Genomic DNA, 23302 nt, shown 5'->3' with positions numbered 1-23302 from the left:
GGATCACTGATGACTCGCTTGGGCAAGTACGTACTGCAGCAACGCGACGTCGACTGCATACGGTTGTCCGTTGACGTCGGCGCAGCTACCCGGCATCGATGCGTTCATCAGGCCACACAACGCCAGTCCGTCATGAGTGGGAACCCGGAACAGCGGCGGGCGATAGGCGATGTTGAAAGTGCCGAATTGCTTGGCGTTGAAATGATTCGCTGCGGTGTTGATCCACCAGGGCACACCGTTGAACAGAGCCGCCAACTGGTTGGCGTGCGGCGCCACCTTACGCACGGCGTCACTCACCGTATCCAACGTGAGCTGAGTTTCGTCGCCCAATCTGGTCTGCAGCACGCCGACCATCTCGGTGAGCGGACCGAGCGTTCCGTATCCCTCTGGGCCGGCGATTCGCGCCGCCCCTTCGATGGCTGTCACCAGATCCGGCGTCGTGGCTGGCATATCCTGCAGGATCTCCTTCATCGGCCCCCTGATCTCCTTCAGCGCTGTGGTCAGTGACCCGACGTTCTGGATGATCGAGCCGATATTGCTGATCTCCTGATCGGGACTGTCCAGCAAGGCAGAGGAGACGGTGAGCAGTTGCCCGAACCCTGCTCCGTTGTCGTGTGCGAGCCGATCCAGCCCGCGTACGGTGTCGGCGACGTTGGTCGACCCGGCGGCATTGATCGCGTTGACGAATGTGTCCGCGGATCCGATCACCTCCGACAGCGATTTCGGGGACACCGAGCGATTTAGTGAGATGCAGTCCCCACGGCTCAGTTGCGCGCCGCCCGCATAGTTGCCCACCAGTTCCAGGGACCGGTCGGCAAGGATGGAGGGCGAGCGGATGATGGCTTTCACGTCGCCGGGCAACGTGCGTTGCTCGGTCATCGAGAAGTCGACCCGCACCTGCGTGGCGCCGGGGCTGATGGCGGTGACTTTTCCTATGGGATAACCCATCTGGGTGACCGGGTTACCCACGTACAACCCGATGGTGTCGGGCATGAATGCGCAATACCGGGACGATTCGTCCCGTGTTTCGGACGCACAGGACGAGCTGGCACACGCGACCGCCGCAGTCACCGCTGTCACCGCACCGACGCGGAGCACGCCACGCTTGAGGTTGGCGATCATCAGCAGGGACTCCCTGGCATCGGGATACACAGGTCGGTGGCCAAGAGTTCCGGGCGGGCGTTCTGGGCGTCCAGGACACGTTCGATCTTGTCGCGAACCCGACGCAATCTGGGCACGATCCTGCTGTTGTTGTCCACCCAGCGGCGTACCCGGTTCTGCCACTCGCGGACCTTCTGGATGAATTCCTCGCGGTGGTTCACCCAGAACTTCCCGAGCGGGACCAGGAACGCGTCGGACACCTCCCCCAGGCCCTTCAACGAACTGGCAAATCCCTTGCCGTACAGGACCAGTGTCTGCTCCAGGATTGACACCTTGGAGACGAGCTCTTTGAGCTTGTCACGGTAGTTGGCCAGCGACTCGATGTATTCATCGGAGAGATCCAGGATCTCGGACACCTGTCCTCGCTGTCGGTCGATGGTCTGGGTCAGCGCGTCGCCGGCGCTGATCACTGCGGTGAGGGTGTCGACGTTGGTTCCGTTGAGCCCGGCCTGGATCTCGTCGAGAGATTGGCGGATCGGCTTCGGATCGATGCGTTCAGTGATCTTCGTCGAGTCCGCCAACGTCTTCATCAGGTTGTACGGCATCGTGACCCTCTCCACCGGAATGGGATTGTCTCCCAGCGGCTTATCACCGAGAGACACCAGATTCACGTAGTAGCCACCAACGACGGTCAGCATCCGGACTTGAACCTGAGATTGGTCGCCGACGAACGCGTCCTTTTCCACGCTCGCGTGGATTCGGACACGATTCGGCTCGATCGCCATGTCCTCCACCTTGCCGACGGTGATGCCGGCGATGCGCACGCCGTCGCCGGGCCGTACGGAGGCGGCGTCATCGGTGTAGAAGACGACCGACCGCTGATTGGGTGGACTGACATACACCGCGCCCGCCGTCACCGCCAGGACAGCCACCAACACCAGTGAGGTCACGCCCCACAGCATCGGGTTACCGAGCCTCTTCATCGATTGCACAGGACCACCCGCTGACCGTTGAGCAACACATCCATCGACTGGGGCAGCTGCGCACGACCCTTCGAGCACGGTTGCGGTTGCCCGTCTTCTGCGGGTGGTTCGACGTTGTCCCAGATCACCGGCACCCGCTTGAACGCATCGCTGTAGTTGTCGAAGGCGGTGATCGCACGGTCGATTCCGTCGTCGATGTCGGCCCTACCCGGCGAGAATCCGGCGTTCTCCAGCAGACGCAACGCCGCAGAGGTGAAGCTGGGTCCGTACAACTCGGATTTGCGGAACTCGTCGAGCACCGAAAGTGCCGCATCCAGTGGGCGGTTCAGCCACTCCAGCACCTGCACCAGGTCTTTGGAGTGACCCCCGAGGCCATCGGCGATCGCGCTGAGATTGCTCATCAGCGTGGCAATCACGTGCTGGCGGTCGGCGACGAGCGCGGTCAGCTTGTGGATGCTGTCGAGCATGGGCCCCAGCCCGTCACCGTCGCCCTGCAGGAATGAGGCGGCGTTCGCGGTGAAGGTTTCCAGATCATCGGGACTCAATGTGGCCAGGACCGGTTGCAGCCCGTTGAACAACGTCGTGATGTCAAACGACGGCTGCGTCATACTCATCGGAATTCTGTGCACCGCATCCGCGGGGTTGGGCTGGTCCGCGGGATTCGACACATCGACATACCGAAGTCCGGTGAGCGCCTGATATTTGATGGCCAACCGGGTGGCCGGCACGACTGTGTAACGCTGGTCCAGATTGAGATCTACCTCGGCGACACTCTGGCCGTCCTTGCGCACCAACCGCAAGGCCGCAACCTTGCCGACCCTGACCCCTCGCACCCGGACGTCGGCATCGACGTGCAACCCGGACGCATCGCTGAATTCGGCAGTGTAGGAGCGCGTGGCACTTTCCACCGGCTGCCGCAGCACGTTGACGATCAGTACGAAGACGACCGCGGCCAGCGCACTCGCCACCAGGAATCGCCACAGCGCCGCCTTGGGCTTGATCACGGTCCCCCCAGAGCACTGACGGGAGCCTGCACACCCGGGATCTGATCCAGCACGATATGCACCTGCAAGGCGCGCTGTTCCGGCGAGCCCGCGTAGAGCTTTTCGAATCGGGTACGCAGCTCCACCAACGTGTCGTTGAGCCCCACCGGCGGGATCAGGCCCGGCACGGTATCGGTGAGGCTCTGGACCCCGTTGACCAAGGGAAGCAAGTCGGCGGGGTGTGACGCCAACAGCTTGCCCAACGCACCGAACAGTCCATTCGCGATGACATTCAACGTCGCCTTGGAACGGGTCTGCCAGTACTCCTCGGTCTGGGGCTGTCCGGGAACTGCGACCATGTCCTGTCCGGGGAGCGCGTCACGGCCGGACACATTGAAGGTGACAAACCCCGAGCCTTGGTTGAAGCCGTACCCGGCGGCAGTGGCCGCATCCACGAAGCCCGGGAACGCCACGCTGATCCCCGTGGCATTCCGGAGCAACTGTTCTGTGCTGACGGTTTGTACCTTGGTCACCGATTCGGCTGCGGTCACCATCGATTCGATCAGCGGGTTGAGCCCATCGGTGTAGCGGGTGGCCCGGTTCATGACGTCCACCAGTTGTGGGGTCACCACCCCGTCGGTGATTTCACCCATCCGCGACAGCAACGCCTGCAGGGTGAAGTTCCCGGTGGGGACCGTCGTGATCCGCGCGCCGTCATGCAGGCGCGTGCCGCCTTCCCCTGGCATCAGGTTGATTCCGGTGACGCCGAAGTAGTTGGCGGGACGGAAATCCACCTTCATCGCATCGGTGAGTTTCGCGGTCGGAGCGGACTCCAGGTCGGCGTTGAGCCGCACGGTGCCTTTGGGCAGACTCGACACCGATGTCACCTTCCCCACGGTGACGCCGTGCATGATCAGGGGAGACCCGGTGGCCACCCCTTGCCCGACATACGGGAGCTCCATCACCACCGACATGCGGTCGGACGCGCGACCTCTGAACGGGTTCGTCACCACGAGTACGCACACCAACGCGAAGCACGACAGCACCGCGCCACCGATGACGATCAGCCTGCGTCTCTCGGCATCCGCCGACATTCGAAACAACACCGCAGCTTCACCTAACCTTTGAACACGAACTCTGGGCGCAGACCCCACAGCATGATGGTGGTCGCGAGGTCGAGGACCATGATCGTGACCAGGCTTGCCCTGATCGCCCGACCGGAGGCCTCCCCTACCCCCACCGGACCACCCGAGGCGAAAAACCCGTAGTAGCAATGGATCAGGGTGACGGCAGTGCAGTACACGGTGGCCTTCAACAACGATGCAGCGATATCACCCGGGGTCAGGAACTCGACGAAGTAATGGTGATAGGTGCCGCCGGGCTGTCCGTAGAAGATCCGGATGACCACATCGCAGGTCACGAAACTCACGACAAGGGTCAACAGAAATCCCGGTATGACACAGATCAATCCACCGATCACCCGGGTCCCCACGACATACGGAATCGCCCGCAGCCCCATCGCCTCGGTGGCATCGATCTCCTCGGCGATGCGCATCGACCCGATCTCGGCCGTCATCCGGCATCCGGCCTGTGACGCGAATGCCACCCCAGCCACCAGCGGAGCCATCTCCCGGACGTTGCCCCAACCGCCGATCACCCCGGACAAAGCGCCCAGCCCGATCAGATTCAGTGTCGCAAAGGCCTCGATCGCCACGATCGCGCCCACGGTGACACCTAGAATCCCCAACACGCTGATGACGCCGCCGTCGACGATGATCGACCCTTTGCCCCAGGCCAGGTTGTTCATCACCTGCAATGTCTCGCGTCGGTACTTGCGCACCGTGATCGGCAGCAGCCAGACCGTCTGGGCGATGAACGTCGCCCACTGGCCCGCCATCCGTAACGGTTCCGCCAGATGGCGTGTGGGCAACCACCGGGTACTGAAGAGCCGCGATGGTGCCGATCGCCCGGCTTGGACCGAAACTGCCACTACGCCACCGCCATCGGGAAGAACATGGTTTGCAGCTGGGTGATCCCCAGGTTCACGCCGATGATCAGGATGACGTTGAGCACTACCGAGGCGTTCACGGCGTCGGCCACCCCACGTGGCCCGCCCTTGGCTTCCATTCCGCGCTGCGCAGAGATCACCGCCACGATCGCAGCGAAGAGGAAGCCCTTCGCCAAGGTGAACCACAGATCGACCATTTTCGCGAATGAACCGAAGGACAACCAGAAGCTGCCCGGTGTCACCCCGTTGACCGTCGTGGCGATCACGAATGCCGCACCGACGCCCATGGCAATCACGATCACCACGAGGATCGGGGTGATCAGCTGCAAGGCCAGGAACCGGGGCACCACCAGGCGGCGCACGGGATCAATACCCAAAGTGCGCAACGCATCCAATTCCTCGCGAATCGCCCGCGCCCCGAAATCCGACGCGATCGCGGCCGCCGCAGCACCCCCCATCAACAGTCCGGCGGTCACGGGCGCACCCTGACGCAGAACCGCCACGCCGGTGACGGCACCCACGAGCGAGTTCGCCCCCACCTCGTTGACAAGACCGGAGACCTGTACCGCGACCATGCCCCCGAACGGTATCGCCATCAAGATCGCCGGAAGTGCCGTGACCTTCAACAAGGACCACGCCTGAACGATCAACTCACCAAACGACAGTTTCAACGACAACGTGTCCGTCACCGCGTACCGCAATACCGATGCCGCGAGAATGACGCTGCGTCCCATCGTCGCAGCGCTACGCGCTGGAAGGGAGCCGACCTTCTTCGCGAGGGTGGTGGCGCCGGTCTTCGCCGACGGCAGGGTGCCGCCAAGACCACCGCGCGATTTCCCCCCGGCCGATTCCAACCCGAGGGCCGGCGTCGGGCGCGTCAGTGTCGCGACCGCCTTGCCGCCGAGCATCTCGTCGGGCGCCTGGATAGCCGGCGCCCCGAGATCATCTGCCTGGCGTTCGAACTCACTCATCGCACACCGTTCCCGGCATGGAACCCAGTCGCACCGCCAGGACGGCACTTATTTCGAATTTGAATTTTATTCGATGCCGACAGCGAAGTGTCACGGGCGCCGCACGGACCGACGCCCCGCCGCGTCGTCCCGGCCTCAATACCGCTCTTCGACATTGCTCTCCCCTCGATCGATCAGCACCGTCTCGCGTGGTGGCACCGCGACCACCGTCCCGTCGTTGCTGCTCCGGCCCAACCAGATTCGATACCTGGAACATTTGCTCGCCGAACCATTGGACTCGCCCATGCTATGACTCAGACCACACCCGGTCAACACAATGAGCAAATCTCTTCGGCAGTCTTACGGCCCTGATCTATCCGCTTCGGCCCGTCACCAGCGAGACCGACGGCCTCGCTGTCAGGACGTGCCAGACAGTCGGATCTGCTTCTTTCGAGCATGATTCATGACGCGATGATCTCCGTGAAACCACCGCCAGAAGCGCCCGCACGTCCACCCATTCGCAAGCCCGAGAAGTTCGGTGAACGTCGCGAGCAAATCACCGCAACTACCGCACGTTGCGCCGAAGCAGCACCGACCACCGCCAATCTCGGTCTCGACTTGACTCACGACTGCGCGGCTACCACTAGCCGGCACACTTCGGTCGTGTTGCGTCCTGCTATCTCGCTTGATCGCGCAGAACAGTTTGCGCGGCAAGCTTTCCGGGCAGTGCGCAGACCCCACCCACCGGGTGTGTCCCGGCACCGCTGAGGTAGAGACCCTTCACAGGAGTGCGGTAGGCACCAAACCCGGCGGCCGGCTTGAGCGGCCCGAACCGTGTGATGAGGGGGTCAACGTGATAGACGTTGCCGGCGGGGGCATTGAAGCGTTGCTCGATATCCGGCCCACCCAATACCGCGCGGTCGATCTCCAAAGACTCGAGGCCCTCGTAATACATTGCGCTATCGCGGAGTACGGAGTCGCCGATCTTGTCACGTACGTCTTCCCAAGGCTCGGTCGGTGTCACCGGGATGACACCCGACCAGAGCCACAGGTTACTGCGGCCCGGAGGTGCCTGCGTGGGATCCACAGCCGACGGAATGATCGCGCAACTGACCGGAACCGGGTCAGGCCATTCCCCTCGAACCAGGGCGTTCCACCCGGCGTCCTGTTCTTCGAGGGTATGCCACGCCACCAGATACTTGCGCAGGTCCAGCCCGTCGCCGCGCCACTTCTCGTGGCGTTGCATGGAGACCTCCCCGTTGATCGCGACATTGATCTTCAGTGAGGTTGCGTGCGTTTTGCGAATCGGGATATCCCTGGCGCGCGCCGAGAGTCTGTTGTCCAAGACGCCCTCTGGCAGAAGCTGGTTCAGTGTGATCACGGGATTGCACGTGGTGATCACCGCATTCCGCGCCTTCACCACCTGACCGCTTTCGAGCTGCACGCCGGCCACGCGGTCCGACTCCATCAACAGCTCGTGCACCCGGGTGTCGGTGTGCACCGTTCCCCCGTGTGCGAGCAGACAACGGTGCAACGCGGCCGGCAGGGCCCCGGTGCCCCCGACGGGCATGGCGTTGGCCACCTTCTGAACCACGCCGAGGTAGATCATCGCCCACGCGGTCATGTCCAATCGCATCTGAGAGAAGGCGGCCATCGCCGCCAACGCGCCCTTGGGCAGTTCGGACTCGAAGTTCTCTTCCAGGAATTCGGTGTGCGACGCGGTCGCAAGATGGCGCAGCGACCACAGCCGCTTGGGGTTTCGCGCCGCGCGCGCTGCCGCCTTCGCCATCTCTTTGTTCCAGGGCCGCAACGGATGCGACTTCATGTAGGCGACGACCAGATCCATCGCTGGATCGAGGGCGTTGGCCAGATCGAGCCATACCCGGGCGTCTCGCGGAGAGAACCGTCGCAACTCGTCGGCGGTGCGACTGGCGTCTTTCCAGATCGCCAGCGAACTCCCGTCCGGCGCCAGCTGCACATGCGCGGGATCGACCGAGATCTGTCTCAGCCCGTACTTGTGCAGTTCGAGTTCCTCAGCGACCCCGGACAGCTGGAAGATTCCGGTGAGTTGGATGGCCCCTTCGTTGAACAGGTGCCCGGGTGCACTCGGCAGCGTGGCGTTGGTCGACGTCATTCCACCGACGGTCGGTGACGCCTCGAGGACGGCGACAGAGTGGCCCGCCTTCGCCAGATAGCACGCGGCTGTCAGGCCGTTGTGCCCGGCACCGACGATCACGTAGTCCGCTTCGCGAGGCAAGGCCGGGGTGGACGTGGATTGTGGTTGCATATCGTGAATCACTCTTTCGGATTGGTATCGGAGAGCTCGCGTTCGCGGAGCAGGTCCGGCGACGTCGGCACCACTCAGCCCGGCATCATGAAGGTCGGAATGGAGATGATCGAATCGGCGTTGACCGACATCCAGCTCCACGGAATGAAGTAGCTCAAGGCTGCCCATGCCGCGCAGAACCCGACGACCGACAGCAGTTTGACCGGTGTCCGCAGTCGTGGTGACCAGCGATGAATTCCGCGATGCACCCAGGGCAACCCGTCTGGGCTGTCGTGAGCCGACATCCGCAGATAAGTGAAGCCTGCGGCGTAGGCGGCGACGAAGACGCTCTCATAGACGGGAAACTGATACTGCGTTCCGGCGAATACGGTAAGCGCCTCCCACGTGCGTGGAAAGGCATAGACCTGAGTCCGCACGAACAGCTGTTCAATCACGATATCCAGCAACAGGATCGCGACGAAGGCCACGCTGAACGAACGGATGTTGGCTATACCCGGGTAGCGCCGCCGCAGCGCAAGAATGATCTTGCACTCGATGGCTGCCAGCCCTATCCCCAAGTAGAGATACTGGGGCACGAACCACGCGAGTCCTTCCGCATAGCGGGTGGGTCCCTGATGGAGTGGGAAGAACGCCAGCCAGGAACCCAGGTTCAGCGCGTGCGCATTCCAGGCGAAGGTGTAGTGGAAGTAGTTGATCATCGGATCGATGCCGGCGGCGAGCAAGGAGCCGATGACGATCATGCCGTCCAGAGTTAATTGCCTTTGACGCCACAGCGGTCGGATGAGAAACGTCCAGATGGTCGCTGCCGCGATGACCAGACTCACCAGTTCGATGACGCGCAGCACCCACAGGGAGCTATCCGAGAAGGTGTCTGGGCCAAGGATCGGTGCCGGCGCGAACTGGTCGCCGGAGAGCATCCAACGCGTCCAGGCCTGCCCGACGAACAGGATCCAGAAGATGCCGAGCAGCGCCCACAACGAGACGCCTCCACCCAGTTCCCGGGTGTACGCCGAAGGGTTCTGCCCATTCCGTACTTGGGCGGTTTCGCCAAGCGTAAGTCCTCCCCCGACCGTCATCATCGGTTGCCCATGAACGTTGTGGTGAGTCCGGTCGGTGCGGGCAATTCGAGAAGCTGGGCCAGCAGTTGGCTGGCCGGGTTGCTCAGTGCCATCGGTGAATCCGCTGGAAGCAGCCCCATGCTGATCATCATGTGGGCGGCCCGGACCATGATGATCGACAATTTGGTCGCCGCCAACACTTCGTAGTAGCCGATATGAGACGGGGTGTGCCCGCTGACGGATTCATACAGCGCAAGTGTCTCTTCCCGGGTGGGAACACCGTCGGGCAGCGGAAGACCGATCCCTTCTGTGTGATGGCGCATCAGGAACAGCCACCACCCCAAATCGACCTCGCGCGGCGCCACGCTCACCATCTCCCAGTCCAGGACGGCTGCCACGGCGAGATCGTCACCGAAGATGATGTTCCCGACGCGGGCGTCTCCCCAATTGAGAACTTTCACCCCCTCGTCGGCAGGCGCATTCTCGGCCAGCCAGTCGAGTGCTCGCTCGATCGTGGGATTCGCCTCACCGTCGGCTGCCCAGGCGAAGGTGTCGCGCCACTGGGCGATCTGCGCGGCCACGGCACCCTGCTCACCGCTGTCGAGAAATCCCAGGCCAATACCCCGCCAATCGGTCGAGTGAATCCGGCTCATCACCTCGATACTGTTCTGCCACATCAGCCTTCGTTGCTCCGTGGGGAGATCGAGCACCCATCCGCCGGCGGTGAATGGCGGGTCGTCGGAGGGCACCCGGCCGTCGACACGAGCCATCACCAGAAATGGCGAACCGAAGACCGCTGGCGCGTCGTCGTAGGAGAAGATCTCGGGGACCGGAACGTCGGTGTGCTCACCGAGCGCCGCGAGGACCCGCGCTTCCTTGCTCAAGTCGTAGGACGGAAACACCCCGGGCCCCTCGGGCTGCACCCGGGCCACCATCCCTCGACTGTGCGATCGGTCCGCTTCCACCCATTCGGCGTTGAACAGAATTGTCTCGTTCGACATCCCAGCGGAAGCCGGGACAACCAAGTCGGTCACCCGCATGGACGTGGCTTCACGGACTTTCGACTCCATCCACTGCGCGATGCGCGCGGAGGCAGCCTCGGTGTCGATGGTGTTCTTCAGCGCCATTGCTTCAGCTCTCTCTCACTGTCAGACATGTCTTCACCCCTGCGGGTCAGATGCGCGGTCGGCCATCGCCCGCTGGTAGGTGTCGAACCAGATTTCTTGATAGGTGCAGTGGCTGACCCGGCCTTCGTCGTCTTCCCATCGGTAGACGCTGTCGCGGAACGAGGCATTGGGCCAGGAGGGAATCGATGCACTCGCGATCGCCTCGCCGCGGAAGCGGTAGACCTCGCCGCGGTCGTCGCGCGCCGTGATCTCCTGCCGGGTGGCCATGTGTAGGCGGGGGTGATACTCGAGAACGTCACGGTTCACCCACGTGATCGACCGCGTCTCGTCGTCGCGTTGCACCCACGCGAAATGGTGGGACGGGCGGTCGCCGACGTCGTAGAGCCCTGCCCATCGCGGATTGGTGTCGAGTGGCTCGAAACTGATCTGGTTGAAGATCAGGTCAGGTCCGAAGTACATAGGCGACCATCCGACCGGCGGGCTGGCGACGGCGCCACGCCGCTCCACTCGCACCTGACGCCACGACCGATCTCGGGGGGCGAAACAGTCGACGTCGTACGACTGACCGTCGAGGGTCAGGCTACCCTTCACGTGCATGAATTGTTCGCTGCCCCCTGGCTTTCGAGCCAGGTCGTGATGTTCTTCCTCGCCAGGCATGACGTGTCCACGCGCCAGTAATGGAGTGACCGCATCGGCGTTGAGGTCCATGCGGAGTCGTCCGTCCGGCGCGGCGTAGGCCAACCGAGCCGACACACCCGGCTCGACGAACTCGATGCGGAGTCCGTTGTCGGTCGTGATCGCATTGTTCTCGATACGTGGCCACGGCATGGTGATCTCGTAGTCGAGATAGGCCATGTCGGTGAACTCGACATTGTCGTTGCCCTGGAAGATACAGACCCCACCCTGGGACAGCGGGAACGCGGGTTGGTACCTGATGTAGACGAACCCGCCGATCGCCGCTTCGGGGATAGAGAATCCGAAGTAGTGCGTGTGGATGAGGTGCGGGTCCCATACATCCTGCAAGCCGGGCAACGGGATCAACAGATCCGTCTCTCCCGGGTGTACGTGGAGTTCCATGGACGCTGCGTTGGAGGTCACAGTATTTCCTAATCGTGATTCAGTTCACTGCCGACTCGGATCAACCTAACGGCAAATGAATGGGTTATCAAGTATGAATATTGATTCATGATGAAGAATCGGAACGTGGCACCGCAGGACAAACCGGCTACCCGCACGGAACGGCAACGGCAGCGCACCCGCCGCCAGCTCTTGGATGCCGGCCGCTCCCTTATCGCCGCCAAAGGCGTTGCCGGACTTCGCATCCAGGAGATCACCGAAACCGCCGACGTCGCACTGGGCTCGTTCTACAACTACTTCGAGTCCAAGGACGAGTTCTTGGAAGCGATCATGACCGAGAGCCTCACCGAACTGGCGGCCGCGACGGTCGCCACCGAGGACCTCATCTCCGATCCGGCAGATGTGGTAGCCCTTGCCAGTCTGCGAGTCGTCGGCGTGGCCTACACCGAACCGGAATTCGCCCGCTTGATCGCCAATATCGGCCATTCGGAGGCGCTGTTCGGCCGGGCGCTGCATCCCTACGCCCGGGAGGCCGTCGAGCGCGGCATCGACAGCGGCCGCTTCGTGGTGCCGAACATCGACGTCCTCCTGACCGCGGTGATCGGAGCGGCATTCGCGTTGATCCGCGAGATCCTGGACGGCCGCCACGGTCCACATGCAGAGCGCGCCTTCGCGCAATACATGCTGGCCGCACTCGGGCTCACACCGGACGAGGCCGCCACGGTGGTGGCCAAGGTCGCGGCTTCCGAACAAGCCTGAAGCGCAAGGCGTTCGGTCATCATCCAGGCCGCCAGGACATCCGCTCAACAAGCGGCAACCTCACACCGGAGCGGGAATCTTGCTGGAACCTTCGACACCGAAGATCGCCGCCTTGAGCACACCGATCTTCGATTTGATGAGCACCTCGTCATCGGGCCGGGAAACGACGAATGACAGCACCCACACGAACGTCAACGCGAGTCCGAGCGTGACCAGCCATGCGAGGTGGCTGACCAGCAACGGCGCGTCCAGATTGAGGGCGGTCCACACCGGCCATGCGGCGGCACCGTTACCAATACCGTCGGCCATCGGGATGAATGCAATGACCAAAGCCAGTCGCCATCCCGGCAGGTGCTCACGCAGGCGGTAGATCAATGCTCCCGCCGTCAATGGCATCAGCGGATTGACGCATACCCACCACAGCGGCAGGCCCCAGAAGTTCAGCGGCTGCGGCCCGTAGTACTCGTAGGCACCCATGAGCACGCCGGGACTCTCCAACCAGATGTTGATGAAGACGTCGATCAGATAGAGCTGGAACACCGCTTTGCGAGTCACCCCGGTACTGAAAATGCGGTAGGCGAGATACGCCAAGCCGCCGACGTACCAGATGTAGACGAAGTTGATGAACAGCGGGAAGTCGCGCCCCATCGACGAGAACGTCGTGAGGGACGCACCCTGTCGGATGTAGCAGAGACCCAAAGTGTCCACGATCGGCTCGAAGAGACAGGCAATACCACCGCCTATCAGGCAATACATCAGCAGCGGACCGCGACCGGTCACCAGGTGTTTGATCGCGAAGAACACCATCACCACCACCGGTATGCCGAGAAAGATCGTGAAGATGACCTCCGGCACGAACGGCATGGGTGTCGTGGGGTGCGCAGGAATTGCCGGGGCTGCCAGCAAAGTGACTTGTCCTGTCATGGCTCTCTTTCGCCGAGATCTTCGGTAAGCGTCAGTGATGCCGTCAGCGGTGACCCTTCATGTGTGTCGTGGACCACACGAATGACGACGTTCGGAGCCTAACCGGAATTGAATGGGTTTTCAACAGTGAAAGAACGATCATTTTTCTCAGGGTTTGCGTCGCGCGTCGATCCGGCCGAGAGCGCCTCGAATGGCAGAACGGCCCAAGGTCACCGCCGCGAACGGCGCACAATCGCCAGTACTAAGCCCGTACTAAGCCATGAAATACCCCGCACTACAACGCACTTCGCCCATCCGTCGATCGCAGCCGCGGTGTCGACCAGCGCCCACCGCGACAACCGACCTCCCCGGTCTCGACGGCAGCGTCCTACCTACCGTCACAGCCGGGCCGCCGCTGGCGTAGGACTGCCGGCCCGGCTTCGGTAAGCTTCGAGCGTCCCTGGCCCCCGTAGCTCAGGGGATAGAGCACGGCTCTCCTAAAGCCGGTGTCGCAGGTTCGAATCCTGCCGGGGGCACCAAAGTTGTTTCTTTCAAACCTGCGCCACGGTGCGCGGGTTTGTTTTGTTCCTGCCGTATGACGCTAGTCAGGCTCGGTGGCCTCGCCAGTTCCTCGCTGCCGCCGCTAGCAGCCACGTAGCGATGTTGAGCGGCATCAGCGACATCGCTGCTAAGGAGTGTGGCGAAGGGCTCAGCGAGCTCGACCCGAATTTCGTCGTCACGTGCATATATATGGGTGAAAAACGCCTGGTTAAGCGCGCGACGGGTCTGCGGCGCCGCTCGGGCATAGGTCTCTCCGCAGTTAACCGCGTAGTCGAGCGCAGCGTGCAAGCACCACTCAACCCTGTCGGACTCGATGATGGCAGAACTCAGGCTTGATTCAATCGAGGCCAGCTCCCGGCTGATGCGGGTTTGCTCAGTTTTGAGGAGGTCGAGAGGTACTGCGCCAGCGTAATGCGCTTGAAGGAGCTGGTTGCGTTCGTTGAGGAGGCGGTTCTTCTGTGCCAACAGGCGGTGGGTCTCCCTGTCTGCACTTCGGCGGAGCGACGACAGATCCTCCAGAAGCATGGCCTCGATGCGCTCTCTAAGCTTCGGGTCCAACTGCTGACCTTCGTAGTGTTCTTCGATCCGCTGCTCAACGACCGAGATCAACATGGCTCGCTGCGTGCAGTCAGTTGTCTTCTGGTGGCGCCCGAGACAGATGAAGTAGGGATATACCGTTCCCGAGCGGTTCTTGGACATCGTGACAATCAGCCGGCTGCCGCACTGTCCGCAGAAGACGCTCGATTTCAGATAATGCGGATGTTCACGCTGCTTCTCCCCCGTTGCGTGCGACGAGAGAACGTCCTGAACTTTTGTCCATGTCGCGTCGTCGATCAGTGGTTCATGGCGGCCCGCGTAACGCACACCGCGATAGGTCACTTCGCCCTTGTAGTACGGCGTCGTCAAGATCTTGTGCAGCGAGTTGAACTTGAGAGGCCGACCGGGTGATCGCGGCGTAGGACGGGTCGTGAGACCACGTCGCTCAAGCTCAGCCGCAAGTCGCTTGAGCGTCCACTCCCCGGTCGCATATGCGACGAAGGCCAACTTAATCAACGGAGCGCGCTCAGGGTCGACCGCGACTGTGCGGACTTCGCGGCCATCGTCTGTCGTGGCGCGCACATTGCGATAACCGAGCGGCGCCCGACCAGGCGTTCCACCAGTCTTCGCCTTCTGCTCCATCCCTTTGACTACTTCATGTGCCAAATTCTGGCTATAGAACTCGGCGATCGAACTCATGATGCCGTGCAGCAACATGCCGGAAGGAGTCTCGTCGATGTTCTCAGTCGCCGAAACGAGCTCAGCTCCAGCCTTTTTAATGACTACGTGGATCTGAGCATCGTCGAGTCGGTTCCGCGCCAAGCGGTCAACCTTGTGCACGATGACGTAGTCGACAGGGTTCGCCTGGATGTAGGCGAGCATTCGTTGCAGCTCGGGCCGCGAGTCGGCGAACTTGGCGGATTCGCCACGTTCGACGAACTCTTCAACGATGACTGCTCCCTTGGCTTCCGCCTTGCGGCGGTTCGCTTCGAGCTGCGCAGGAAGGGAATAGCCTTCCGGGTCGCCGTCGCGCTCGACCTGGTCCTTTGTAGAGACCCGTGCATACGAGACCGCGAGCTTGCGGCGTTCAGTCTCTGGGGCGATCATGCTGCTACTCCTTCTTCTTCAACCGCACCGGTGAGTTCGTCATCGGCATGGGGTTCAATTTCGTCGTCAGCGATGAATGGCAGCGGTGACGGGAGATGCCGTAAGTGGTGCTGGTGAGCGAGGCCGGTTTGGCGCAGTCGGTTCCCGATCGTGTACTCGCTGACCTGAAAGAATTCGGCGAGTTCGCCGGTGGTTTGGATGCCGTCCTCCCATGCCGACTTGAGGAATTTCCGCGGCACGAGAAGACATCCGGCGAAGTAGTCGGCAGCTTGTTCGGCTTGGGCTGCTGGATCGGATTGTCGGGTGCCGCGGTAGAGCTGTGTCTGCCGTCCATGGTCGACGATGTGCTTGAACTCATGCGCCAGGGTGAAGCGGTTGTGCGCTGGCGGTTCGGCGTGCGCGAGGTGGATGACCCAGACTTGTCGGTTGGCGTTCCAGAAGCTGGCGCCCCATACCAATCCGTTGGTGTATTCGAGGGAGACCTTTGGTAGGTCGCTGATGATTTCGGTTGGAACCGGGCCTGCGTCGAGGCGGTGGAAGTCCAGGAGCCAGTTGGCCTGGCGTTCGGCGATGCGCAGCGCCTCGGCGTAGGTGATACGGCTCTGTGGGCGGATGAGTGCGCGCAGGTTGCCGAGCACACTTGCTGATGGTTGTTGTCGCTGATGCACGGTAACTCCTCCTTCCACCGGGGCGGTTGTTTAGTGTTGTATCGGTTCGTTATTCGTCTTCGCCATCGACCGGTCCGTCGCTTTGATCGAAACTGATGCCGTGCCGGCGCGCGACGTCGTCGAAGTGGGCTTCGATTTCCTGCATCGCAGCGGGCGGCAGTTGTCGGTACTTGGTGCGGAGGTAGGGTCGAATGCTCGGCAGCGCCTTGGATGGCATCCAGCCCACGGTGGCGAACAGGTCGCTGGCGGGAATTCCGAGCACCTCACCAATGGCTTGTAAGCTCTCGGCTTTTGGACTGGCGATGAGGCCTTGCTCGATACGCCACACCGTGACGCCATTAACTCCGGCACGGCGGCCGACTTCGGCGACACTTAATCCAGACTCCGCGCGTTTCGATGCGAGGATATTGATGAGCTGCACTGTCTGTTCTGGCGTCATTATCGTTGTCTCCCTTGGTATTTCCATTGTACGACCGGACGTTGCATCTGTGCAATGATGGTTGACAATTTCACAACGCCAAAACCTTTGTTGCGCAAAGGAAGTCCTTTCCTTAGTGCTAGACATTGCCGTCGAACAACCAGACACCGCCATCTGGATTCGGGGCGACATAGAGTGCGCCTGAGTGCTCCATGTCGCGCGCCATCGCTGCGGCATCGATACGGAGGTAGCTTTGCAGTGACTGCAGGCGCGGGACTTCGGCGAGTTCGGCGGCAAGACCGAGGTCGTCAACGAGCTGGTCGGCGTATTCCTGGGTGGAGTCGTAATGGCCGAGGTAGCTATCGGTGAAATCATCGAAGCGCTCGGGTGCACTTTCGTGGGCCTCGGCCCAGGCGGCGAAGGCGTAGCCGTGCTCAGCAATCCCCTTCGCGATGCGGGAGACCAGCTCGATGCCGTCGTATTCGTGGATGCGGCAGGTGCCGAACTGTTCGTAGTCATGGATGGCGAATTCTTCGGCGCCTGGTTCTTTGGACCGCGCCAGCATGGCGGTGATGTCGGCGTGAATGTCGGCGGGGTCGCGGGCGGCGTCCATCCATTCGCCGTGCAGGTGTCCGTTGTTGTAGTCGGCCAGGCTGGCGACATAGATCGCTGGGCGGGGTCGCGGTGCGGTTTCGTGGGTCTGCGTCGGTTTGGGTTGTTCCGTGGGGTTTTCGGGTGGGGGTGGTGGGTGGTCATGCATGCTCACCTCCTTTCAAGGTTGTGGTTGGTGGGTGTTGGGACCGGGCGGGAGGCAGAGAGCGCTGGGCGCTCGATCTGCTCCCGCCCGGCTGGGCCGCTGGCCACTACTGGCTCAGCTGTCCGGGGTGGCATCACCTGCCTTTGTGGTGCGGCGGGCGGACCGGGCCGTGTCGCTACCGCCACCTGGGCCGGTGGCGAACAGGGTGGCGATGGCCTGCTGGCGGGCAGCGGCTTCGGCTTCGATGGCGGCGCGTGCCGCATCGGCCCGGCCTTTGAGTTCCGCGTCGCCCTTAGCCGCCTCGATGTGGGCGGTGATGGCGAGTTGGATCTCGTCGGTGATGGTGCCGTCACGCAGTTGAGCGATGAAGCTCAGCTGGGCGTGAACGTCCGGCTTGAGCCGGATGCCAAGGGTTTTGACCCCCTTGGTGGTTTCGTCCGGAATGGACATGGCGACCTCCTCGGTGCGCTGCGGCCGGCAAACACGGAGTGTGCTTACGGGTACGGCCGCATGACACCGACGAGGCGCTGCCGTCATGCGGCCGTCTCCTCACCGGATAGCGGGCGCGTGTTGCGTGCTTGGGTGATGCGCTGCTGGGCCATGGCGGCGAAGTCTGGGTTGAGTTCGATACCAAGCCAGTCCCGGTTGAGGTTCTCGGCGGCCACGGCGGTGGTGCCGCTACCGATGAATGGATCGAGCACCAGGCCTGGTTCGCTCGGTGCGCGGCAATCACAGGTCGGTGCCAGCGCAGCACGGGTAGCAATGCCGCCGAGACTGCGAATCAGGCGCCGGCGCCACGGCAGCCGGCAGCGGGTGCAGCGCGCTTCGGGACAGCCGGCCTGGATGGCTCGGGTCGCCAGCGCCAGCGGGAAGGTGGCGTGGTGTGCGCCGCGGAAGCTGCTCGTCGCGATGGTCCAAACGTCGCCGGGATTCTTGCCCAGCGGATGCCCCACCCTGCCGTTGCTTTTCAGGACGTCGAGCCCAGTCGCGGTGTCACTGTTGGGCCCGCGCCAGCCTTCTTTCGGACGGCGCACAGTGTAGGGACGGCCACCACGAGAACGATGCGGCACGCGGATGGCATCGAGGTCGAAGAAGTACCGCGGTTGGATCGCCAAGATGTATACGACTTCGTAGGTGCAGGCCAAGCGGTCGGTGACGCTGGTAGGCGTCGGATTAGGCTTGCTCCACAGGAGCTTTGATCGGACAATCCACCCTGCGGCTTGCAACCGCAGCGCCAGTCGCTCCGGTGCCAGCAGCAGGCTCTTGCGAGCCGCGCCCTGTGAGGGATGGGTGGCGTAGGTGTCGCCGAGGTTGAGCCACAGCGTGCCGGTCGGCACCAATGCCCGTCTGGCTTCTTCGAGGATGGTGGTGAGACGGTCGACCCACGCATCGACGTGATGTTCAAGGCCGATCTGCTCGTCGTGCTGGTAGTTGCGCAGCCGGAAGTATGGCGGGCTGGTCAGCACCATATCCACGGACTGATTCGGCAGACTGCTCAGCCGATCGAGTGCGTCACCGATAAGGATGTCGCCCCGCGGAACCGCGCTGTTGTTCTGCGCCACGGTCATTGCTGACCTCGGTGCTGCAATGCGCCGGCGAGTTGCTCTGGGGTGACGATACGAAACAGTTCGGCCAGTAGCGACCGGTCTGCGGCGATCGCCTGGCGCAGTGCGTCGCGGCGGCGCTCGGCCTTGACGGGGTCGGCATGGGTGATGCTCCAGACGACGAGCGGGAAGCTGCCCGTGGCGTCTTGCTCGACGCCCGAGCGACGATAACTTTCGTACTCGCGGCACTTCTTGAGCAGGGTCTGAATACCCTCGGTGCCGAGGTCGACTTCGACGAACCAGGCATGGACGAAGTCGCTGTCCGGTGAGACTGCGGTTTCGAGGTACAGGTCTGGCTTGAGAAGCAGGCGGGCTGCACCCAGGCCGGTGAACCGTCGCCATGACGCTGGCTCCAGTGCACACTCGGTGAGTGCAATCTGGCGGTGCCGATCGGCTGTCACCAGCGCCACGTGGGCATCGGCGATGGCCAGTCGGTGGCTGAGGAAGCGCGACGACGGTTCTCGGGAGCGGCGGCGGCCATCCCGGCCAGATCGACTGCGAAGCAGTTGGTCGCCCACTGAGTCGACGTAGTGGATCAGGCCGGCTGATCCCGCTTTCACGCCGCCGATGCGCCGTTGCAGTGTCCCGAGGAGCCGGTAGTGACGCAGCCGTGCCAAGGTGCGGCGTGCAATCCGCGGGCCGGATACCGGTGCGTGGGTGGCGAAGTGCAGCGCCTCGACGTGGCCGACGGTCAGGAACTGGTGCTCGGCGACCGACTGCAGTACGGCGATATCGCGTTCACTGAGCCAGCTGGCGAGCTCGTGAAGGTCGCGGGGTTTCACTCGCTGCTTGCGGCGTGGTGTCCGGGGTGTGGTGCCCGTATGGGCACCATCATTAAGCGACCCTAGGTCGTCATCCGCCGATGTGGGAGGCAGATTCGTATGCGACGTGATCGGGTGGCCGAGGTGGTGACCGGCAGGGTGGGCACCATTGATGTGGTGTTGGTCGTCGCTTCTCATGTCTGCCTCCGTCGTTGCCGCGGGGCGCCGATGTCTGCAATGTCGTTGCCCGAGCCAGTGCTGCTTTCCAGGAGCTCCGCGAAACCGGCTTCGATGTCGGCGCGCGGTTGGCCGTAGCGCTGCTCACTTGATCGGCGGATGTCGTCGGGGTCACTGGTCACCATGGGTGCTGGCCGGGTCGTGCCGGAGGCCCACGGCTGGACTGAGTTGTCCCGGATCAGGCTGGCGTAGATGTGATGGGCGGGCAGGCTACTGAAGTCCTCTGGGGTCAGCACCGATTGACCCGCGGCCATGTCCTTGGCATCCCCGGCCTGGAGCTGGAAGCAGATCCGCGAGCGCACATTGCTGCGAAACGCCTCGAGCATCGCGGCGGGCAATTGCTTCTCGTATTGATGACTGAGGTGAAACCCGGCACCGAGTGAACGCGATTGTGCAAGCGCATCGTTCAGGTCGACGGGGGTGGCCGTGTAGTCCTGGCACTCATCGATATACAGCATCGCCGGGTCGCGGGTGGCCTCCGGCGTCCCCGCTCGTTCGCGGACGGCTTGCCACAGGTCTGCCAGGACGACGGCCGCGAGAATTTGCGCACTTTCCGGTCCGATGACGCCCTTCTGGAGCGGGACCAGCAGTACCTTCTTCTCGCGCAGCACCTGGCGGATGTTGAACTTCGGATTGCGCTGCGCCAGAATCGATCGCAGCTGTTTGCTCAGCAGGGGGCGTAGTTTGTTGCTGAGTGGGGCGACTGTTGAGGAGACTGCGTCTGGTGAGAGGTTGTCGAACCATTGCCAGAAGGGGCCGGCGGCGAAGGGGTCGTCGCGGATGGCCTGCTGAGTCAGCGAGCGCCGGAACGTTGGATTGGTCAGCAGTAGCGGCAACATCACCAGCGAGGCGTCGTCGCGCCGAGCCAGAACTTCCAGGCAGTTTCTGAGTATGTCTGAGGAGCGTGGGCCGAGGCTGTCGCCGTAGAGAGCTTTGAAGGTGCCGAAGAGACTGTCGGCCACCACCTCCGGTGAGCGGCCGTCGCGGTGACGGCCGTCGAGCGGATTGATCCCCACAGGCGCGTCGGAGAGCGGGTCGAGCAGGACAACGTCGTCGCGACGACTGGCGGGGATGCGGGCCAGAACGTCGGTGACGAGATCCTTTGGCTCGATCACGACGACCGGGCGGCCAGCTTCGAGGTCCTGCACGATGAGGTTCAGCAGCACCGTCGACTTGCCCACCCCGTTGGGTCCGATGACCCAGGTGTGACGGAGGGCGTCGGTCACGTTATAGCCGATGGTGGAGGTGGTTCCGGGCGCGTTGGCGTCGGCGATGACTCGCTCACCCGTCTGCATGGCCGAGGTCGGTCGAACAGGGCGCGGGTGCTGTGGTGGCTGGCCAGGGAATGGTTCGTCGTGGTCGCTGATTGGCCAACCAGACAGGTGTGCAACTTCGGTGACGGTCAGCAGCTGGGACGGCGTGAATGCCGACCAGCTGGCGCGCGGATGGTTGAGCCGCTGCGGCTTTTCGGGTCGCAGTTTCAGATGGACGCCGGGTGCCTCGACGGTGCCGATCGCCGCCGCTAGGCCAAGCAGCAGTGTCCGTCGCCGGTCACCGGTAGCGGCGTGCACGCCAATGCGCACGGTGGCGGCGAAGCCGTGTTGGCCGAGCTTGCGGGTCAGGGCCTGGCGGGCGTCGGGCTGAGCTTCGGGCAGGACGCCGTGCAGCAATTTGGACAGCGTTGGTTGGTTGGCGCGTTTCGGTTCTGGTGGGCTGAGGCGCGGCGCACGGCGCGGTCCCAAGACAACTTGCAGGGTTAAGTGTTCCCCGCGCTGCACAGTGGTGAGAGCGTGCAGGATCGAGCGGCCCGAGGCAACCGGATCGGAGGGCTCCAACGGCCGAGCGGTCGTGGTGAGGCGCAGCCGGCGCGCCGTGCTGATGTCCTGGCGGTCGTCGGGGTCGGCACTAGTGACGATCGCACCGCGGATCAGTTGCTCAACGGCCCGACGGACGGCCTGAGCGTGGCGCAACTGGCTACCGATCCAGTACTCAACACCGGTGACGTCGGCACGGGCCTCCAGGATCAGTTGCTGCGCGTGCGTTTGGGCAGCCCAATGGCGTAGGACCCCGAATGCGGATACCTCGGTCAACGGATGCGGCCAGAACAACTGTTGCCAGAACAGCGAATCGGCAGATCGGGGGACATCGGGCTGCTCAATCATCCGTCGCCTCCTTCTCCATACCGGACTGGGTCGCGACGTCGGGAGTCTGCGCCACTGTGGTGTCACTTTCTGCGGCGGCCGCGGCCGCGAGTTCAGCTTCACGGAGCGCCATGGCGATGACTGCCCGGCTCAGCTTGCGCAGGTCCGGCGGATCACGCGGAACGCTGCGAACAATGATGCGGCGCTCGGCTTTTGGTTGGCCGCGTGTGCCGCGGCGGTGGTTGGTTCGTCCTGTTTTAGACATAGTTGTCCTCCTTTCGGAATGCGGCGGAAGTTGATGAATGACGATTCGTTGAATCAATGCAACGTCGTGCGACTTACTATGCGTTGCATCGATTCAACATTCAATAGCATTGGTGCATAACACAACACCGACCGGAACAGACTGTCTCGTAGTCGCATTGCTACGGTTTCACCAACGATCACGCCATGCGCGAAACACAACAACCGCGCCGATGAGCAGACCCGCGATGGCCAACACTCCGACGATGAGGATCAGCGTCGGCAAGATCGGCTTGATAAGCGCGACGGCGCAGTACAGCGCGATGACGCCGAGCAGGATGCCGAAACACCAGCCGATCATGCGGTCCATCCACTTGCCCGGTTCCTGGGTCACGATCCCTCCTGGCGTTTTAGTTCTGCCAACAATCCGTGATCGAATCCGGCTGCTACACAACCGGTGACGAAGCGGCGCTGGTCGAGGGGGAACCGCCTGGCGAACGCCTGCACGTACGCTTGACCGGTCAGGTCGGCGTGCAGCAGCCTCCAGACTTGGGAGCCGGGCCGGTGTCCGGCCTTCTCCAGTTCGCCTAAGTGCCACAGCGATAGTTCCAACTCATCCACCAAGTCGAAGGTCAACCCATGCCGGACGTGGCTGATGTCGTGCCAGAAACGCAGCGCGTAATTGACGTCGAGGTCGGCGTAGATCACAGTGTCGCTGTTCTCGATGGAGATGGGCAGTGGTGCACCGGTTGTGGCGCTGTGCTTGTACGCGGCCACGAGCGCCTCGTATGTCCTTGGCGCGTCCGGGGTCAGCTCGTAGTGGAAGCCGACCTCCTCGGCGGTGCGCGTGGCCATCTGCCTGATGAAGTCACTGAGCGTGGCGGCTGCCTTGGTGATCTCGTCGCTCAGGCAGCGAGCGGGTGTCATCTGTCGACAGTGGCACTGCCTGGTCGCGAGGCGGCTCATGATTGCCGCCCGCTCCATATCTCTATGGTGTTGATTGAACACTGGTCAAAGCTCCTATCTCGTTAT

At 62.8% G+C, this 23302-nt stretch carries 22 protein-coding genes, 1 tRNA gene and 1 pseudogene; 2 read left to right on the top strand and 22 right to left on the bottom strand.

Annotated features, from left to right (window positions below; translation table 11 throughout):
* Positions 1-3: 3 nt before the first annotated feature.
* From QN239_RS07330 to QN239_RS07285, 10 genes are all read right to left on the bottom strand, one after another.
* Complete coding sequence (locus QN239_RS07330; protein WP_499009105.1) at positions 4-1122, bottom strand: MlaD family protein; 1119 nt, start codon at positions 1120-1122, stop codon at positions 4-6.
* Complete coding sequence (locus tag QN239_RS07325) at positions 1122-2084, bottom strand: MlaD family protein (RefSeq protein ID WP_499009102.1); 963 nt, start codon at positions 2082-2084, stop codon at positions 1122-1124. The genes QN239_RS07330 and QN239_RS07325 overlap by 1 nt, the downstream gene beginning before the upstream one ends.
* Positions 2081-3088 (bottom strand): MlaD family protein, encoded by a 1008-nt coding sequence (locus QN239_RS07320; RefSeq protein ID WP_499009100.1) that lies wholly within the window; start codon positions 3086-3088, stop codon positions 2081-2083. Before QN239_RS07320 ends, QN239_RS07325 begins: the two co-directional genes overlap by 4 nt.
* The gene (locus QN239_RS07315) at positions 3085-4161 is read right to left on the bottom strand and encodes an MlaD family protein (protein WP_499016638.1); all 1077 of its coding nucleotides are present in this window, start codon (positions 4159-4161) and stop codon (positions 3085-3087) included. The genes QN239_RS07320 and QN239_RS07315 overlap by 4 nt, the downstream gene beginning before the upstream one ends.
* 23 nt (positions 4162-4184) lie before the next feature.
* On the bottom strand, positions 4185-4964 hold the full coding sequence (locus QN239_RS07310) for an ABC transporter permease (RefSeq protein ID WP_499016636.1): 780 nt from the start codon (positions 4962-4964) through the stop codon (positions 4185-4187).
* Positions 4965-5056: 92 nt separating this feature from the next.
* Positions 5057-5983: an MlaE family ABC transporter permease gene (locus QN239_RS07305; protein ID WP_499016635.1), complete on the bottom strand. Its 927-nt coding sequence runs from the start codon at positions 5981-5983 to the stop codon at positions 5057-5059.
* 718 nt (positions 5984-6701) lie between these two features.
* Positions 6702-8312, bottom strand: coding sequence for a phytoene desaturase family protein (locus QN239_RS07300; RefSeq protein ID WP_499009097.1), 1611 nt, complete (start codon positions 8310-8312; stop codon positions 6702-6704).
* 74 nt (positions 8313-8386) lie between these two features.
* Positions 8387-9391 carry a spirocyclase AveC family protein gene (locus QN239_RS07295; protein WP_499009094.1) on the bottom strand — a complete coding sequence of 335 codons (1005 nt, stop codon included), beginning with the start codon at positions 9389-9391 and terminating at the stop codon, positions 8387-8389.
* Complete coding sequence (locus QN239_RS07290; RefSeq protein WP_499009091.1) at positions 9388-10497, bottom strand: phosphotransferase family protein; 1110 nt, start codon at positions 10495-10497, stop codon at positions 9388-9390. The genes QN239_RS07295 and QN239_RS07290 overlap by 4 nt, the downstream gene beginning before the upstream one ends.
* Before the next feature lie 33 nt (positions 10498-10530).
* Positions 10531-11574: a DUF7064 domain-containing protein gene (locus QN239_RS07285; RefSeq protein WP_499016633.1), complete on the bottom strand. Its 1044-nt coding sequence runs from the start codon at positions 11572-11574 to the stop codon at positions 10531-10533.
* Positions 11575-11682: 108 nt separating this feature from the next.
* On the opposite strand from QN239_RS07285, the gene QN239_RS07280 reads away from it, so the two are divergent.
* The gene (locus QN239_RS07280) at positions 11683-12333 is read left to right on the top strand and encodes a TetR/AcrR family transcriptional regulator (RefSeq protein WP_499009088.1); all 651 of its coding nucleotides are present in this window, start codon (positions 11683-11685) and stop codon (positions 12331-12333) included.
* A 60-nt stretch (positions 12334-12393) separates the two neighbouring features.
* Here QN239_RS07280 and QN239_RS07275 read toward each other — a convergent pair whose 3' ends face one another.
* A complete protein-coding gene (locus QN239_RS07275; protein WP_499009085.1) occupies positions 12394-13257 on the bottom strand; it encodes a hypothetical protein in 864 nt (287 codons plus the stop codon).
* A 442-nt stretch (positions 13258-13699) separates the two neighbouring features.
* Here QN239_RS07275 and QN239_RS07270 point away from each other — a divergent pair.
* A tRNA-Arg gene (locus QN239_RS07270) sits at positions 13700-13775 on the top strand.
* Positions 13776-14427: 652 nt separating this feature from the next.
* On the opposite strand, the pseudogene QN239_RS07265 reads toward QN239_RS07270, so the two are convergent.
* From QN239_RS07265 to QN239_RS07215, 11 genes and pseudogenes are all read right to left on the bottom strand, one after another.
* A pseudogene (locus tag QN239_RS07265) lies at positions 14428-15441 on the bottom strand (recombinase family protein); the annotation flags it as partial.
* The gene (locus QN239_RS07260; protein WP_499009082.1) at positions 15438-16109 is read right to left on the bottom strand and encodes an ImmA/IrrE family metallo-endopeptidase; all 672 of its coding nucleotides are present in this window, start codon (positions 16107-16109) and stop codon (positions 15438-15440) included. The gene QN239_RS07260 and the pseudogene QN239_RS07265, both read right to left, overlap by 4 nt.
* A gap of 49 nt (positions 16110-16158) precedes the next feature.
* The gene (locus QN239_RS07255) at positions 16159-16548 is read right to left on the bottom strand and encodes a helix-turn-helix domain-containing protein (RefSeq protein WP_499009079.1); all 390 of its coding nucleotides are present in this window, start codon (positions 16546-16548) and stop codon (positions 16159-16161) included.
* 118 nt (positions 16549-16666) lie between these two features.
* Positions 16667-17287 carry an antirestriction protein ArdA gene (locus tag QN239_RS07250; protein ID WP_499009076.1) on the bottom strand — a complete coding sequence of 207 codons (621 nt, stop codon included), beginning with the start codon at positions 17285-17287 and terminating at the stop codon, positions 16667-16669.
* A gap of 111 nt (positions 17288-17398) precedes the next feature.
* Entirely contained in the window at positions 17399-17734 is a 336-nt protein-coding gene (locus QN239_RS07245; protein WP_499009073.1) for a hypothetical protein, read from the bottom strand.
* A gap of 83 nt (positions 17735-17817) precedes the next feature.
* Positions 17818-18852: a DNA-methyltransferase gene (locus QN239_RS07240; protein WP_499009071.1), complete on the bottom strand. Its 1035-nt coding sequence runs from the start codon at positions 18850-18852 to the stop codon at positions 17818-17820.
* Entirely contained in the window at positions 18849-19670 is an 822-nt protein-coding gene (locus QN239_RS07235; RefSeq protein ID WP_499009068.1) for a replication-relaxation family protein, read from the bottom strand. Before QN239_RS07235 ends, QN239_RS07240 begins: the two co-directional genes overlap by 4 nt.
* A 173-nt stretch (positions 19671-19843) precedes the next feature.
* Complete coding sequence (locus QN239_RS07230) at positions 19844-22048, bottom strand: type IV secretory system conjugative DNA transfer family protein (protein WP_499009065.1); 2205 nt, start codon at positions 22046-22048, stop codon at positions 19844-19846.
* On the bottom strand, positions 22041-22292 hold the full coding sequence (locus tag QN239_RS07225; RefSeq protein WP_499009062.1) for a hypothetical protein: 252 nt from the start codon (positions 22290-22292) through the stop codon (positions 22041-22043). The genes QN239_RS07230 and QN239_RS07225 overlap by 8 nt, the downstream gene beginning before the upstream one ends.
* A 168-nt stretch (positions 22293-22460) precedes the next feature.
* Complete coding sequence (locus tag QN239_RS07220) at positions 22461-22664, bottom strand: hypothetical protein (RefSeq protein ID WP_499009059.1); 204 nt, start codon at positions 22662-22664, stop codon at positions 22461-22463.
* Entirely contained in the window at positions 22661-23254 is a 594-nt protein-coding gene (locus tag QN239_RS07215; protein ID WP_499009056.1) for a hypothetical protein, read from the bottom strand. Before QN239_RS07215 ends, QN239_RS07220 begins: the two co-directional genes overlap by 4 nt.
* Between the last annotated feature and the right edge of the window lie 48 nt (positions 23255-23302).

The organism is Mycolicibacterium sp. Y3, from assembly GCF_051188035.1.
GTDB classification, from domain to species: Bacteria; Actinomycetota; Actinomycetes; order Mycobacteriales; family Mycobacteriaceae; genus Mycobacterium; species Mycobacterium fluoranthenivorans.
The sequence above is the reverse complement of the archived record's forward strand: the minus strand, read 5'-3'. Positions and strand labels throughout refer to the sequence as shown.

Coding starts and splice junctions, on each gene's coding strand:
- QN239_RS07330 (WP_499009105.1), bottom strand. CDS start 1,122: ATGATCGCCAACCTCAAGCGTGGCGTGCTCCGCGTCGGTGCGGTGACA.
- QN239_RS07325 (WP_499009102.1), bottom strand. CDS start 2,084: ATGAAGAGGCTCGGTAACCCGATGCTGTGGGGCGTGACCTCACTGGTG.
- QN239_RS07315 (WP_499016638.1), bottom strand. CDS start 4,161: ATGTCGGCGGATGCCGAGAGACGCAGGCTGATCGTCATCGGTGGCGCG.
- QN239_RS07310 (WP_499016636.1), bottom strand. CDS start 4,964: ATGGCGGGCCAGTGGGCGACGTTCATCGCCCAGACGGTCTGGCTGCTG.
- QN239_RS07305 (WP_499016635.1), bottom strand. CDS start 5,983: ATGCTCGGCGGCAAGGCGGTCGCGACACTGACGCGCCCGACGCCGGCC.
- QN239_RS07300 (WP_499009097.1), bottom strand. CDS start 8,312: ATGCAACCACAATCCACGTCCACCCCGGCCTTGCCTCGCGAAGCGGAC.
- QN239_RS07295 (WP_499009094.1), bottom strand. CDS start 9,391: ATGATGACGGTCGGGGGAGGACTTACGCTTGGCGAAACCGCCCAAGTA.
- QN239_RS07290 (WP_499009091.1), bottom strand. CDS start 10,497: ATGGCGCTGAAGAACACCATCGACACCGAGGCTGCCTCCGCGCGCATC.
- QN239_RS07285 (WP_499016633.1), bottom strand. CDS start 11,574: ATGGAACTCCACGTACACCCGGGAGAGACGGATCTGTTGATCCCGTTG.
- QN239_RS07280 (WP_499009088.1), top strand. CDS start 11,683: ATGATGAAGAATCGGAACGTGGCACCGCAGGACAAACCGGCTACCCGC.
- QN239_RS07275 (WP_499009085.1), bottom strand. CDS start 13,257: ATGACAGGACAAGTCACTTTGCTGGCAGCCCCGGCAATTCCTGCGCAC.
- QN239_RS07255 (WP_499009079.1), bottom strand. CDS start 16,548: ATGACGCCAGAACAGACAGTGCAGCTCATCAATATCCTCGCATCGAAA.
- QN239_RS07250 (WP_499009076.1), bottom strand. CDS start 17,287: ATGCATGACCACCCACCACCCCCACCCGAAAACCCCACGGAACAACCC.
- QN239_RS07245 (WP_499009073.1), bottom strand. CDS start 17,734: ATGTCCATTCCGGACGAAACCACCAAGGGGGTCAAAACCCTTGGCATC.
- QN239_RS07240 (WP_499009071.1), bottom strand. CDS start 18,852: ATGACCGTGGCGCAGAACAACAGCGCGGTTCCGCGGGGCGACATCCTT.
- QN239_RS07230 (WP_499009065.1), bottom strand. CDS start 22,048: ATGATTGAGCAGCCCGATGTCCCCCGATCTGCCGATTCGCTGTTCTGG.
- QN239_RS07225 (WP_499009062.1), bottom strand. CDS start 22,292: ATGTCTAAAACAGGACGAACCAACCACCGCCGCGGCACACGCGGCCAA.
- QN239_RS07215 (WP_499009056.1), bottom strand. CDS start 23,254: ATGGAGCGGGCGGCAATCATGAGCCGCCTCGCGACCAGGCAGTGCCAC.